Annotated in this window: 14 protein-coding genes; 7 read left to right on the top strand and 7 right to left on the bottom strand. The window is 67.0% G+C overall.

Translation table 11 applies throughout. From position 1 onward, the window contains the following. On the bottom strand, positions 1-438 hold a 438-nt coding region (eutB, locus tag IT540_RS01645; RefSeq protein ID WP_291172343.1), incomplete at its 3' end, for an ethanolamine ammonia-lyase subunit EutB. A gap of 767 nt (positions 439-1,205) precedes the next feature. Between eutB and IT540_RS01640 the strand changes: the two genes are divergently transcribed. The 5 genes from IT540_RS01640 (at position 1,206) to IT540_RS01620 (ending at position 4,703) form a co-directional block, all read left to right on the top strand. Next, a complete protein-coding gene (locus IT540_RS01640; protein ID WP_291172342.1) occupies positions 1,206-1,376 on the top strand; it encodes a NepR family anti-sigma factor in 171 nt (56 codons plus the stop codon). 2 nt (positions 1,377-1,378) lie between these two features. Further along, positions 1,379-1,939: a sigma-70 family RNA polymerase sigma factor gene (locus IT540_RS01635; protein ID WP_291172341.1), complete on the top strand. Its 561-nt coding sequence runs from the start codon at positions 1,379-1,381 to the stop codon at positions 1,937-1,939. A gap of 136 nt (positions 1,940-2,075) precedes the next feature. Next, positions 2,076-2,936, top strand: a complete 861-nt coding sequence (locus IT540_RS01630) for a response regulator (protein ID WP_291172339.1) — start codon at positions 2,076-2,078, stop codon at positions 2,934-2,936. A 228-nt stretch (positions 2,937-3,164) separates the two neighbouring features. Further along, positions 3,165-3,524: a response regulator gene (locus tag IT540_RS01625; protein ID WP_291172337.1), complete on the top strand. Its 360-nt coding sequence runs from the start codon at positions 3,165-3,167 to the stop codon at positions 3,522-3,524. Between the two features lie 105 nt (positions 3,525-3,629). Further along, positions 3,630-4,703 carry a sensor histidine kinase gene (locus IT540_RS01620; protein ID WP_291172335.1) on the top strand — a complete coding sequence of 358 codons (1,074 nt, stop codon included), beginning with the start codon at positions 3,630-3,632 and terminating at the stop codon, positions 4,701-4,703. Positions 4,704-4,714: 11 nt separating this feature from the next. Here IT540_RS01620 and IT540_RS01615 read toward each other — a convergent pair whose 3' ends face one another. Then, positions 4,715-5,248 carry a histidine phosphatase family protein gene (locus tag IT540_RS01615; RefSeq protein WP_291172333.1) on the bottom strand — a complete coding sequence of 178 codons (534 nt, stop codon included), beginning with the start codon at positions 5,246-5,248 and terminating at the stop codon, positions 4,715-4,717. 273 nt (positions 5,249-5,521) lie between these two features. Between IT540_RS01615 and IT540_RS01610 the strand changes: the two genes are divergently transcribed. Then, the gene (locus tag IT540_RS01610) at positions 5,522-6,181 is read left to right on the top strand and encodes a helix-turn-helix domain-containing protein (RefSeq protein ID WP_291172331.1); all 660 of its coding nucleotides are present in this window, start codon (positions 5,522-5,524) and stop codon (positions 6,179-6,181) included. Between the two features lie 10 nt (positions 6,182-6,191). Here IT540_RS01610 and IT540_RS01605 read toward each other — a convergent pair whose 3' ends face one another. The 4 genes from IT540_RS01605 to IT540_RS01590 are packed head-to-tail and all read right to left on the bottom strand — an operon-like array spanning position 6,192 to position 11,349. After that, positions 6,192-6,773 (bottom strand): sarcosine oxidase subunit gamma family protein, encoded by a 582-nt coding sequence (locus IT540_RS01605; RefSeq protein ID WP_291172330.1) that lies wholly within the window; start codon positions 6,771-6,773, stop codon positions 6,192-6,194. Next, positions 6,766-9,765, bottom strand: a complete 3,000-nt coding sequence (locus IT540_RS01600) for a sarcosine oxidase subunit alpha family protein (RefSeq protein WP_291172328.1) — start codon at positions 9,763-9,765, stop codon at positions 6,766-6,768. The genes IT540_RS01605 and IT540_RS01600 overlap by 8 nt, the downstream gene beginning before the upstream one ends. Continuing rightward, entirely contained in the window at positions 9,765-10,061 is a 297-nt protein-coding gene (locus tag IT540_RS01595; RefSeq protein ID WP_291172325.1) for a sarcosine oxidase subunit delta, read from the bottom strand. Before IT540_RS01595 ends, IT540_RS01600 begins: the two co-directional genes overlap by 1 nt. A 28-nt stretch (positions 10,062-10,089) precedes the next feature. After that, positions 10,090-11,349, bottom strand: coding sequence for a sarcosine oxidase subunit beta family protein (locus IT540_RS01590; protein ID WP_291172323.1), 1,260 nt, complete (start codon positions 11,347-11,349; stop codon positions 10,090-10,092). A gap of 90 nt (positions 11,350-11,439) precedes the next feature. Here IT540_RS01590 and IT540_RS01585 point away from each other — a divergent pair, with 90 nt between their 5' ends. After that, complete coding sequence (locus IT540_RS01585; protein WP_291172320.1) at positions 11,440-12,369, top strand: LysR family transcriptional regulator; 930 nt, start codon at positions 11,440-11,442, stop codon at positions 12,367-12,369. An 11-nt stretch (positions 12,370-12,380) separates the two neighbouring features. Here IT540_RS01585 and IT540_RS01580 read toward each other — a convergent pair. Next, on the bottom strand, positions 12,381-12,632 hold a 252-nt coding region (locus IT540_RS01580; protein ID WP_291172317.1), incomplete at its 5' end, for a nuclear transport factor 2 family protein.

Genomic DNA, 12,632 nt, shown 5'->3' with positions numbered 1-12,632 from the left:
GAAGCGCGTGACGACCGAGACCTTGCGGGCGGCGAGGACGAGGTCCTGATTGCGCATGAGCTTGGACACGGCCGCGACCATCTCCGGCGTCAGGCCCGGCGCCAGCTTGGCGAGGGTCCTGGTGGTCGCCTTATCCGATAGAAGCCAATCGCGAAACTCGCCGACCGTCATGTGGGAGACCGGAGCGAAGGCCCGCTTATCGTGCCGGTCCATGATCAGCCGGGTCACGTCATCGTCGTCGTAGGGGATGAGCTCCTCGGTCAGGAAGCGCTTGAGGGGAACGTCAGCCAGAGCCATCTTGGCGGCGACATTCTCCTCGGCGCTGGTTGCCGCGACCCCGGCCAGCACGTCGCCGGAGCGCAGCGGCGTGGCCTTCGCCATCAAGGTCTTGAGATCGTCGAACCGGTAGGTCGTCTGCCGCCAGGCCGCCTGGTACATGAGCCGCTCCGTCTCCCGGAAAGCCGGTCCATCATAGGAAAGGTTGGGCAGCAATCAAAGCTCGGTTGTTGTGCGACGTGGCGCATGAAGCGGCACTCAACCGACCGCCAGCATGCACCGTGCTCATGGGGTTCCCATGCGGTGGGTTCCCATGCGGTTCCGGGCTCAGATGCAAGATGGGGGTGTGGTGCCGGCGGCATGATCGGGAGGGAGCTGCCTGCCGGCACCACGAGCATAACGCCACCCGTGCTCTAGGGTCGGGGAGGGGGTGCGGGTGGCGTCAGCTATGCGAACGCGTCGCTCAATCCGGCTCTCCCTCAAGCCGGGTCGTGGCCGGTTAACGCAGGTGCGGCGCGGGGGGTTCCAGTGTGGCTCCGCTGCCGCTGGGTGCCTCCCGAATGGGTAGGGCGTGGAACCCGCCTGCCACTGGGGCGTTCCAGGTCACGCGTGCGACCACCTCCGTTTGCCGTTCTTTGGTGCTACAGCGATGACAATGCTTGTTTTTCCTGGCTGTTGCCCAAACTTCAAGACGCCGCGAGACACGGGGGAGAGAGCAAGTCAGAATACGGGTTCGGATGGCGCGCGACGCTCGGCCATCCGGACTCGCCGATCGACGGGGGCGTGCCGACATGGTCCATGATCGCAAGAAGACGGGTCAGGGATCGATCCGATCGGTCGACGGTGCGGGATAGGTTCCGAGGGATCCAATAACGATGAGCACTCCAAAATCCGTTCAACCGGCTCAGAGTATCGTGCCAGAGAACACCATGGATATCGAGCCAGCGGCAAGCCTCGACGAGGCCATCCAGGGCGCTCTCGGGCGCAAGCTTCGCGAGAGCTACGAAGAGATCGTGAACGAGCAGGTTCCCGAGAAGTTTATCCAGCTTCTCAACGAACTCAAGAATACCGAGCATGGCGACAAGGGGCGCAATAGCTGAGAATGGCAGCGCCGGACTTCGAGCAATCCCTGGTCGGGGCCATACCGCATCTGCGCGCGTTTGCGCGCTCCTTTGCGAACGATCCTGCGCGCGCGGACGATCTCGTGCAGGAGACGCTGGTCAAGGCATGGAACAGCCGCGACTCCTTCACGCCGGGCACCAACTTCCGCGCGTGGCTGTTCACGATCCTGCGCAACGTCTATTTCTCGCAGCACAGGAAGCTCAGGCGCGAGGTGGACGATCCCGACGATCAGTACCAGAACTCGCTGGCCGTGCAGCCGGAGCAGTACGGCTATCTCGACCTCGCCGATTTCCGGGCCGCGCTCGGGCTCTTGCCATCCGATCAGCGCGAGGCGCTGGTGCTCGTGGGGGCTGAAGGGTTCTCCTACGAGGAGGCGGCCGAAATCTGCGGATGTGCAGTCGGTACGATCAAGAGCCGGGTCAACCGCGCGCGCAACCGATTGGTAGAGCTGCTCGGCGACAGCGAGCTGAAAAGCGGTGGCAGCGCCGCGAACCCCACCGCGCACGGCAGCCGGCTCGTCAAGGACACGGCGCGCGGTTGAGGTATCGCATGTGATAGCGCGTTGATATTTATGACATCTTTACCGTATGGAACTTTCAGATCCGGGTCTGCGTTAGATTCGAGGGTCGCGGCCCGGCGGGTTCCCCGTCGCGGGTCTGCTCAGTAGGGAGAAAATCATGTCGCTTGCCGAAACGATCGCGCCTCAACTTCCGTATCTGAGGCGCTTTGCCCGCGCGCTCACCGGAAGCCAGGAGAGCGGCGACGCCTATGTGGTGGCCGTGCTCGAGACGCTGGTCGCCGACCCGCAGAGCTTCCCTGAAGGCAACATGAAGCGGGTCGGCCTCTACAAGTGCTTCCTCAAGGTCTGGAACTCCATCAGCCTCAACCGAGACGACATTGCTCCGAAGACGCAGGCCGATCGCAGCCTGGAGGCCATCACGCCGCGCCCGCGCCAGGCCTTCCTGCTCGCCTCGGTCGAAGGCTTCACGACGCAGCAGATCGCCGAAATCCTTGAATGCTCTACCGACGAGGTGACCCAGCTCATCGAGGAGGCCGGCGAGCAGATCGCCGAGCAGACGGCAACGGACGTTTTGATCATCGAGGACGAGCCGCTGATCTCGATGGATCTCGAGGCGCTGGTCAAGGGCCTGGGGCACCGCGTGTCCGGCATCGCCCGTACGCATCGCGAAGCGGTGGCCGAGGTCAAGAGAAAGACGCCGGGGCTTGTGCTCGCAGACATCCATCTCGCCGACGGCAGCTCCGGCCTCGATGCCGTGAACGAGATCCTGCTCGGCTTCAATCTTCCCGTGATCTTCATCACCGCGTTCCCCGAGCGCCTGCTTACGGGCGAACGGCCGGAGCCGACGTTCCTGATCACCAAGCCGTTCGAGCCGAATACGGTCCGAGCCCTGGTCAGCCAGGCGCTGTTCTTCGGGACCAACGCTCGCGTTCCGGACGCCTCGGCGGCCGGGTTCCAGCGCGGACCGAGGCTTGCCACCTCGACTCCCCCTGCAGGCGCCAGGGCTGCCAGGCCCTGAACGGGATCGGGTCTGATTTCTCGTCAAGAGGGAGCGATCGGCGGGCAGTTCTGCCTCGCCTTCGCTTGCCCATCTAGAAAGTGTGAACGGATTTTTATTGAATCGCACCCAGACGTGATCCACGTTCGTGGATGCCGGTTTAAGCCGCCGTTGGGCAAGTCCATGCCCCGGACACCGGCGGTCGTCTCCGGCTAGCTGGGCTCCAAGCCTTAAAAAGGGTGGATCTGGATGGCGCGTGTGCTGGTTGTCGACGACGAGGCGCTCATCGCGATGATGCTGAGCGATCTTCTCGCCGAGTACGGTCATGAGACTGTCGGGCCGGCCCATTCCGAAGGGCAGGCGCTCGAGCTCGTGGCCTCGACGCCGATCGATGCGGCGATCCTTGACGTGACGCTTGGCGATCACGACTGCTTTGCGGTGGCGGAGGCGCTCGGCAAGCGTGGCATTCCCTTCGCCTTCGCGACCGGGCATGGTGTGCAGTCGATGCCCGATGCCTTTCGCGAGCGCGTGACCGTGTCCAAGCCGTTCGACTTCGAGGTGGTGCGGCGTCTCATCGACGATCTGGTGGCTCCCAAGGCGCATCTTTGATCGGCGCTTGGCCGGACGGGTTTCCGACGCGCTGGGAACTCACGCGTGCGCCGCGTTTTACGTAGGAAGCCATCGGTCTCTGTTCTTTCGATGCAAGGTCCTTCCATGTCTGGTGCCGGAGTGCCGGCTGATCTTCTCGTCGTCGATGCCGTTGCAGAGCGGCACGGTACCTATCGGGATCTGCTCGGGCGGCTCGCCCGCGAGGTGGTCACCGTGGCGCCGGGTGAGGACGCGCGCCAGCTCCTCGGCGCCGACCGATTTGCGGCGGTGCTCGTCAATCTCGACGGCGCGGCGGACAGAGCGCCCGTCGACGTCGCCGGGATCGCTCTGGGGGCTTCGTCCGGCCCACCCGTGATCGTCATCTCGGGACGGATGGCGGAGCTTGGTGCGGGCGGTTGCCCCGTGCCCGGCGCCTTCGCATACGTGCCGGCGCCTCTTGCAGCGGAGCTGCTGCCGGCGAACGTTGCTTGCCTTCTCGAGCTGGCGCGCCTCAGGGCCACCCTGGCCGAGCGTGACGGTCAGATCGAGGCGCTTGGGCGCCAAGTGGCCGAGCTGGGAGTCGCGGCCGCAGACGAGAAACGTACGGCCGATGCCCTCAAGGCCCGCGTGGGAGAGCAGATCCACCGCAGCAAGAATCTGCTCACGATCATGCAGTCCGTCGCGCACCGCACCCTCCAGGGGGATCATCCCCTCTCCGAGGTGCGGGATACGCTTGCGGGCCGCTTCCGTGCGCTTGCGCGGGCGCATCATATGATCGCCATGGCTGACGAAAATGGGACGGAGATCGCCGACATCATGGATGCGGTGCTGGCGGACATCTCCCATCGCGTCACGGCAAACGGGCCTCCGGCGCGGTTGGCCCATTCCGCCGTGCAGACGTTTTCGCTCGCTGTTCACGAGCTTGCGGTCAACGCGGCAAAGCATGGCGCGCTTCGCTCGCCCGACGGATCCGTGGCCGTAGGCTGGACGTTTTTCGAGCATGGCGCGGAGCGGTATCTGGAGGTGGGGTGGACGGAGCGTGGCGGTGCCGCATCCAAGGCGCCGTCCCACTATGGCTTCGGTCTGACGCTCGTGTCCTCGTTCGCCGGCCCCGGAGCGGACAGGCCGTGCATTGCATTCGAGGAGACGGGGTTCATCTGCTGCTTGCGTCTCTTGCAGGACGTGCTTATCGCGGCTTAGGGCGCCTCACCCTAGGACGCGAGCAGGCGCGGCGTCGTGTATTGCTCGAGGTGGCCGCTGGCGTTCCTCACCTCCTGCCAACTTGCGGCGTCAAAGGAGAAGACCGCCAAGGCGCCGGTCGGGAACTCCTGCGCCAGCATGGCCAGCGCCTTGCGGTCTCCCTCGCCCACCAGCTCGAGCGCAAGCGCATGGAGGCCCGGGTTGTGGCCCACGACGAGCACGTGCGGATCGCTATCGTCCACGCGTGCGATCGCGGCCAGGATTGTCTCGGGGGATGCGAGATAGAGCGTCTCGTCGTAGATCACGCGCGGGGCGGGGGGGCCCAGCTCCGCCAGCAGCAAGGCGAGGGTGGCGCGCGTGCGCATGGCGTCTGAGCATAGCACGAGGCTCGGCCTCAGCTTTTCCTGGCGGATGAACTTCGCCAGGGCAGGAATCGCCTTGGCGCCGCGCTTGGCGAGCGGGCGCTCGTGGTCGTCGAGCTCCAGGTTGGCCCAGCTCGACTTGGCATGGCGGAGGAGAGAGAGAGTCAGCATGGGTGCGAGCATGACGAAGCAGGCTCGCACGTCAAGAGACCATGCCCCCCGCGATGTGCGAGTATGAGCCGGATGGCGCATGGCCGCGGGCTAGCCTCCGCCTTGCTGCCGTCGTTCTCGAGCCGTTCTTTTCGGGAGATTTAGTTCGTCTTAAGACAATTGACCTTAGCGGTATCGCGCTGCCCGTTCACTTCGCCCGCATTCGGTGATCTCCTTGATTGCCGTCTGGGCCTCAATGCGGCAGCGCGGTTCTGCGCGGACGCGAGCATCAACGGCGGCAAGACGATGACCAAGCCCAAGGCAGGCAAGAAAACAGGAACGCGTGCGAAGGTTGCCGCGCAGCTCACGACAGGCTCCGGCGCGCCCGACATCGTGGTCAGGACGCTCGAGAACGCCATCGGCGCCCAGGTGCGCGAGTATCGCAAGCATGCGGGGCTCACCGTTTCGGAGCTTGCCTCCGTTGCCGATATCTCGACCGGGATGCTGAGCAAGATCGAGAACGGGCAGATCTCCCCGTCGCTCTCGACGCTGCAGCTCCTCGCCTCGGCGCTCAACCTGCCGCTCACCATGCTGCTCGCGACCTACGATCGCGGGCGCGGCTGTTCCTACGTCAAGAGCGGCGAAGGCGTCGCGATCCGACGCCGCGGCACGAAAGTCGGGCACAACTATCAACTGCTTGGCCAGTCGCTCGGCGGCGAGGTCGCGGTCGAGCCCTATCTGATCACGCTCAACAAGGACGCCGATACCTACACCGAGTTCCGCCATGCGGGCATCGAGTTCATCTACATGCTGAGCGGGAAGGTCAGCTACGCCCACGGCGAGCGCTCCTACCTGCTCGAGCCCGGAGATTCGATCATGTTCGATTCGTCCGAGCTGCACGGACCCGACAAGCTGCTCGAGCTGCCGGCGGTCTATCTTTCCATCATCATCTACGAGCGCCGTTAGTGGGGCGCCCTCACCGCGTCGAGGCGTATTCGGCTGCGCTCTCGAACAGCCAGTGGGCGAAGCTGTCGGCGTAGCTGCGGAACAGCGCGGCCTCGTAGGTCGGTGCGTCGTCCGTCTGCCACAGGATGATTCCGATGTGGCTGGCGTGGGTGATGGCGACGTCGCCCGGCTTGAACGCGCGCGGATGCAGGTCGATCGGAACGCCCTTGGCGAGCACGTCGCGGGCGCGGGGTCCCGAGATGCGCACGACGACGCGCCCGTCCGACTGGTCGACCACGGAGGCAATGCCGGCAAGCTGCTCCTTGAGCTCGGCCTCGAGGTCGCGGCCGTTCTCGCGCTCGGCGACGGCGAGCCACTGGTTGGGGCCGGCCCACACGAAGGTGATGCCGACGCCTGCGACGCGGGCGGCATGGTACGGCAGCTCGGCGCCATAGCCGGCGCGGATGGCCTCGCGCAGCGCCTCCTCCTTGCCGCGGATGGCGGCGAAGCTGGCCATGGTCAGCGTCTCGCGCGCGGACACGGCAAGATCGAGTGTCGCCGGCGGATGCCAGTCCATGAACGCGGACCTCGGAGTTAGTGCCTGATCAGCCACGAACGCGTCCTCCCTCGGGATCCACGAATACCGGCGAGACCACCTCGACCAGCGTGTCGGCGCCGCGCACCGGGTCTACGGCGCGGACGATCTCGCCGATGCGCTCCGGGCCGCGCTTCAACAGGCCGAGCCCGATCCAGTGCCCGTTGGACGGCGAGTAGGCAACGGAGGTCATGTAGCCTTCGTCGTTCTCGGCGGTCGGCGTCGCATTGCGTGCGATGAAATGGGCACCCGAGCGCAGCCGCGCGGAGCGGTCCACGGGGCGGAAGCCGATTAGCGCCGGGCGGTCCGGATCGACCAGCCCCGGACGCTTGCCGAGCACGTGGCCGACGAAGTCCTTCTTGGTCGAGACCATGCCGCCGAGGCCGACGTCGCGCGGCGTCGTGGTGCCGTTGAGCTCGGGGCCGGAGATGTGGCCCTTCTCGATGCGCATCACACCGAGGGCCTCCGTGCCGTAGGCGCAGACGCCGAACTCCGCGCCGGCTTCCATCAGGCGGCGGATGAGGGCGTCTCCGTAGCGGGCCGGGACGCCGATCTCGTAGGCGCGCTCGCCGGAGAACGACAGGCGGAAGAGCCGCGCCTTGATGCCGCCGACGGTGATCTCGCCGATGCCGAGATATGGGAAACCCGCGTCCGAGATGTCGAAGGTCGGATCGACAACCTTCTGCAAGAGCGCGCGCGACTTAGGACCGGCGACGGCGTACTGCGCCCACTGTTCGGTGGCGGAGACGATCTGAACATCCAGCTCCGGCCACAGCCACTGCGCGCAGTATTCCATGTGCTGGACGACCTTGACGGCGTTGGCGGTGGTCGTGGTGATGAAGTAGTGGCTCTCACCGAAGCGGGCGACGGTGCCGTCGTCCATCAGGATACCGTCCTCGCGGAGCATGCCCCCGTAGCGCGCCTTGCCGACAGCGAGCGTCTTCAAGCCGTTCATGTAGATGCGGTCGAGGAAGGTCGCTGCGTCGGGGCCCTGGATGTCGACCTTGCCGAGCGTTGAGACATCGCAGATGCCGACCGCGTTGCGCACGGTCGTCACCTCGCGCGAGACCGTCTCCAGCCAGTCGCGCTCGCCGGGTCGTGGAAAGTAGCTCGGCCGCAGCCACAGGCCGGTCTCGACGAACACGGCGCCTTGCTCCTTGGCCCAGCGGTAGGACGGCGGGAGGCGTGTCGGCTTGAAGCTCTTGGCGCGGTGGTGGCCTGCGAGCGCTCCGAGCGCGACGGGCGTGTAGGGCGGGCGCGCCACCGTGCATCCCGTCTCGGGGATGGAGCGGCCCGTGATCTCGGCCATGATGGCGAGCGCGTTGACGTTGGCGGTGCGGCCCTGGTCGGTCGCCATGCCGAGCGTCGTATAGCGCTTCAGGTGCTCGACGGCGCGGAAGCCCTCTCGCTCGGCCAGCTCGATATCCTTCGCGGTGACGTCGTTCTGCTGGTCGACGAAGGCCTTGCCGTCGGGCTCCGCGACGCGCCAGAGCGGCGTGATGGCGTCACTCTCGGCCGTGGAGGCGGGCACGGGTACTGCGACCGCCTTGTGGCCGCTCTCCGTTGCCGCGGCCGAGCCGGCGGCGATGCCTCCGGCGAGCGACTTGTCCAAGATGAGATCGCCGGCGGCGGCGCCAGCGACCGACATACGCGGAGGCAGCGCGCCGGGAAGGAAGGCGCACAGGCGATCGTCCCAGACTGGCCTGCCGCCGAGGTGGGTGGTGAGCTGGATGTTGGGGTTCCAGCCGCCTGAGACGGCGATGAGGTCGCATGTGAGCTCGACCGTGTCGCCGCCATGGGCGCGGATGCGGGCGCCGGAGACGGTCTGCCGCCCCAGGGCACCTGTGACGACGCCGGAGATCAGGCGCACGCCGGTCGTATCGGCGAGGCGCTGAACCTCTGCTGTCGGCTGTGGGCGGCTGTCGACCAGCGCGACGACCTCGGCGCCGGCGTTCGTGAGGTCGGTCACCGTCGTCGCGCCGTAGTCGTTGTTGGTGAAGACGACGACGCGCCGCCCCGGCACGACGCCGAAGCGGTTGATGTAGGTGCGCACGGCGCCCGCGAGCATGACCCCGGGACGGTCGTTGTTTCCGAACACGAGGGGGCGTTCGGTGGCGCCCGTGGCCAGCACCACCTGCTTGGCGACGAGTCGCCACAGCCGCTGGCGTGGGACGCCCGGCCCCGGGCGCGCGAGATGATCGCTCACGCGCTCGACGGCGCCGTAGGTGCTGCCGTCGTAGCAGCCGAAGGCGGTCGTGCGGCGCAGGACGCGGACCTCGGGGTTGCGATCAAGCTCGGCCTCCACGATCTTGACCCACTCGTGGGACGGGTTGCCGCCGATCTCCGCCACATCGTCGATCGCGCGGCCGCCGAGGGCTGCGTTCTCGTCGACGAGGATGACGCGGGCGCTGGTGCGCGCCGCAGCCTGGGCGGCTGCGAGGCCCGTGGGGCCGGCACCGATGACCAGCACGTCGGCGAAGGCGGTGGCCTTCTCGTAGGTATCGGGATCGCTGTCGTCGGAGGCACGTCCGAGGCCCGCGGCGCGGCGGATCAACGGCTCGTAAAGCTTCTCCCACAGGGCAGCCGGCCACATGAAGGTCTTGTAGTAGAAGCCGGCCACGAAGATCGGCGAGAGAAGCGAGTTGACCGACATCAGGTCGAAGGCAAGCGACGGCCAGCGGTTCTGGCTCGCGGCCGCGAGGCCGTCGAAGAGCTCAGCGACGGTGGCCTTTGTGTTGGGCTCGCGGCGGGCGCCCGCGCGTAGCTCGACGAGCGCGTTCGGTTCCTCCGAGCCGGCGGAGAGGATGCCGCGCGGCCGGTGGTACTTGAACGAGCGGCCGGTCAGACGCACGCCGTTGGCGAGCAGCGCGGAGGCGAGCGTGTCGCCGGGGTGGCCGACATAGGTCTTGCCGTCGAAGGTGAAGTGCAGGGTCAGGCTGCGGTCGATCAGGCCGCCCGTCTCCAGGCGGTTCGGCTGGCGGCCGTTCCCTCTACGATCTGCGGTTGCCATCACGCGCCGTCCTTCGTTTCTGGCTTTCCGGCAAGGGCGACGTCGCGCGCCGGCTCGACCGAGGAAATGGCATGGGTCGCGACATTGCGTGTCACGACCAGCCAGGCGTGGCAGCCCGCGGCGTGATACCAGAGCTCGCGATGGGGTCCCGCCGGGTTCGTGCGCTCGAAGGTATAGGCGATGAACTCGTCCATCGCTGTCGGGCTCGCGAAGTCCGGCCGTCTGACGGTGGCGTCGCCCGAGTAGAGGAACTCGTCGAGGCTCCGTTCGCCGCAGTGGGGGCATGCGATGCGCATCGCGGATCTTTCCTGTCCGTTTCTTGGGTCAGTGCAGGTTGGGTTGTGGGCCCATGCCTTTCTCGTCGATGGCGTGGCCGGTTGCGAAGCGGTCGAGCCGGTAGGCGCGGGCCACGGGGTGCGGCTCGTCGCGTGCGATCAGGTGGGCGAAGCAGTAGCCGGAGGCCGGCGTCGCCTTGAAGCCGCCGTAGCACCAGCCGGCGTTCAGGTAGAGCCCCTCGACCGGCGTCGTGTCGATGATCGGGCTGCCGTCCATGGACATGTCCATGATGCCGCCCCAGTGGCGCAGCAGGCGCACGCGGCCGATGCGCGGCATCAGCGCCATGCCGCCCTCGAGGACGTCCTCGACCACCGGCAGGTTGCCGCGCTGTGCATAGCTGTTGTAGCCGTCAAGGTCGCCGCCGAAGACGAGGCCGCCCTTGTCGGACTGGCTGATGTAGAAATGCCCGGCGCCGAAAGTCACGACGCCGTCGATGAAGGGCTTGATGGATTCGGAGACAAACGCCTGCAGCACATGGCTCTCGATGGGGAGCCTGAGGTCCGCCATCGCGGCGACGCGCGAGGAGCTGCCGGCAACGGCCATGCCGATTTTCTTGGTGCCGATGGTGCCGCGCGAGGTCTCGACGCCCGTGACGCGGCCGCCCTCACGGCGGAAGCCCTTCACCTCGCAGTTCTGGATGATGTCGACGCCGAGTCTGTCGGCTCCGCGCGCGTAGCCCCAGGCCACGGCGTCGTGGCGCACGGTGCCGCCGCGCCGCTGCAGGAGCCCGCCCTGTACCGGGAAGCGCGCGTTCTCGAAGTCGAGGAACGGCACCATGCGCCGCACGGCGGCCTGGTCCAGAAGGTCGGCGTGGACGCTGTGGAGCCGCATGGCGTTGCCACGGCGGGCATAGGCGTCGCGCTGGGCGTCCGAGTGATAGAGGTTCAGGACACCGCGCTGGCTCACCATGGCGTTGTAGTTGAGGTCCTGCTCCAGGCCTTCCCAGAGCTTCATCGACAACTCGTAGAAGGGGATGTTGCCGGGGAGCAGGTAGTTCGAACGCACGATGGTGGTGTTGCGGCCGACGTTGCCGCCTCCGATCCAGCCCTTCTCGACGACGGCGATGCTGAGCGGCCCGTAGTGCTTGGCGAGGTAGTAGGCCGTGGCCAGGCCGTGGCCGCCGCCGCCGACGATCACGACGTCGTATTCCGCCTTCGGCTCGGCATCGCGCCATGCCGGACCCCAGCCCGTGTGGCCGCGCAGCGCCTCGCGCAGGACAGAGAAGATCGAATAGTGCGTACTCGGCATATGGCTGGACGCTCCCCTGGCGATGGTCCCGTTACCCATAGGGGGAAACGGCGTTGTGGGGGATATAAGTCTTACTTATACTATGCGCCTATGCGCGAGCCTTCACCCACGCTGCCATTCGACCTGCGTTCGCTCGAGATCTTCCTGGCGGTTTGCGAGACGGGCGCCATGTCGTCCGCCGCGCGACGGCTGGGCCTCACGCAGCCGGCAGTGTCGCTTGCCATCGGCGATCTCGAGCGCAAGCTCGGGTTCGAGCTGTTCGACCGCACCGTGCGGCCGCTCGCGGTCACGGTCGCGGGCGGGCTTTTGCGCCAGCGGGCGGGCGCGCTGATCGCGGAGGCGCGCCAGATCGCGCCGCTCCTGCGCGAGACCGAGCGCGGAACGGTGCCGTTGATCCGTGTCGGCATCGTCGATTCCTTGTCGCGCGTGCTGACGGCGCCGCTTGCATCGTTTCTCGCGACGCGGGCCGACGAGGTGTCGATCCTGCTCGGGCTCACCGCGTCACATGCAAGCGACCTGCTGACCCGGCGGCTCGATCTCTTCCTCGGCGTGGATGACCTCGAGGATTGGGCTGGGCTCGAGCGCTGGCAGCTCGCCAAGGAGCCGTACATCCTGCTGCTGCCGGCCGGGACGGAGCCGCCGCGCACGGTCGGCGCGCTGCGCAAGCTCGCGCAGTCGCTGCCGCTGATCCGGTTCAGCTCGCGCTCGCAGACCGGGCTCGAGATCGAGGCGCATATCCGCCGGCTCGGCCTCACGCCGCCGCGCGCGTTCGAGTTCGACACGCCCTATGGCGTGACGTCCATGGTTGCCGCGGGGCGTGGATTTGCGATCACGACGCCGCTTTGCATCCGTGAGGCGGCGCTTTCCGGCGCGCGGCTCGTCACGGCGCCGCTGCCAGGCCCGCAGATCTCCCGCAAGCTGACGCTGGTGGCGCGGCACCGCGAGCTGGGCCGCCTGCCACGCGAGCTGGGAGCGATGGCGCGCGGCGTCCTGGTCGAGGTCGGCGCCTCGAACCCGTAAGGAGTGGCTCCTTACTTGATTTCGAGCGCAACGATCCGGTCGCCTTCGATCTTAAAGATGTGGTCCAGGTTGATCGGGCTGCCCGGGAAGTTTCCGGTGACCTTGCACGTGACGAGAACCTGGCCATCCTGATCGGCCACCGCGAGCGGCTCGATCGTGTGGTCGTACTTTCTGCCGGTCTCGGTGCGCCAGGCCTTGATGGCGCCGAGTCCCCGCATAGTGTTTCTCTCGTCACGTATCACCGCATCGGCGGCCAGGCAGAG

Origin of the sequence: Hyphomicrobium sp. (genome assembly GCF_020852195.1) — a bacterium.
Classification (GTDB): domain Bacteria; phylum Pseudomonadota; class Alphaproteobacteria; order Rhizobiales; family Hyphomicrobiaceae; genus Hyphomicrobium_C.
This window is presented reverse-complemented; position numbering and strand designations above follow the sequence as displayed.

Coding starts and splice junctions, on each gene's coding strand:
- IT540_RS01640 (WP_291172342.1), top strand. CDS start 1,206: ATGGATATCGAGCCAGCGGCAAGCCTCGACGAGGCCATCCAGGGCGCT.
- IT540_RS01635 (WP_291172341.1), top strand. CDS start 1,379: ATGGCAGCGCCGGACTTCGAGCAATCCCTGGTCGGGGCCATACCGCAT.
- IT540_RS01630 (WP_291172339.1), top strand. CDS start 2,076: ATGTCGCTTGCCGAAACGATCGCGCCTCAACTTCCGTATCTGAGGCGC.
- IT540_RS01625 (WP_291172337.1), top strand. CDS start 3,165: ATGGCGCGTGTGCTGGTTGTCGACGACGAGGCGCTCATCGCGATGATG.
- IT540_RS01620 (WP_291172335.1), top strand. CDS start 3,630: ATGTCTGGTGCCGGAGTGCCGGCTGATCTTCTCGTCGTCGATGCCGTT.
- IT540_RS01615 (WP_291172333.1), bottom strand. CDS start 5,248: ATGCTCGCACCCATGCTGACTCTCTCTCTCCTCCGCCATGCCAAGTCG.
- IT540_RS01610 (WP_291172331.1), top strand. CDS start 5,522: ATGACCAAGCCCAAGGCAGGCAAGAAAACAGGAACGCGTGCGAAGGTT.
- IT540_RS01600 (WP_291172328.1), bottom strand. CDS start 9,765: ATGGCAACCGCAGATCGTAGAGGGAACGGCCGCCAGCCGAACCGCCTG.
- IT540_RS01595 (WP_291172325.1), bottom strand. CDS start 10,061: ATGCGCATCGCATGCCCCCACTGCGGCGAACGGAGCCTCGACGAGTTC.
- IT540_RS01590 (WP_291172323.1), bottom strand. CDS start 11,349: ATGCCGAGTACGCACTATTCGATCTTCTCTGTCCTGCGCGAGGCGCTG.
- IT540_RS01585 (WP_291172320.1), top strand. CDS start 11,440: ATGCGCGAGCCTTCACCCACGCTGCCATTCGACCTGCGTTCGCTCGAG.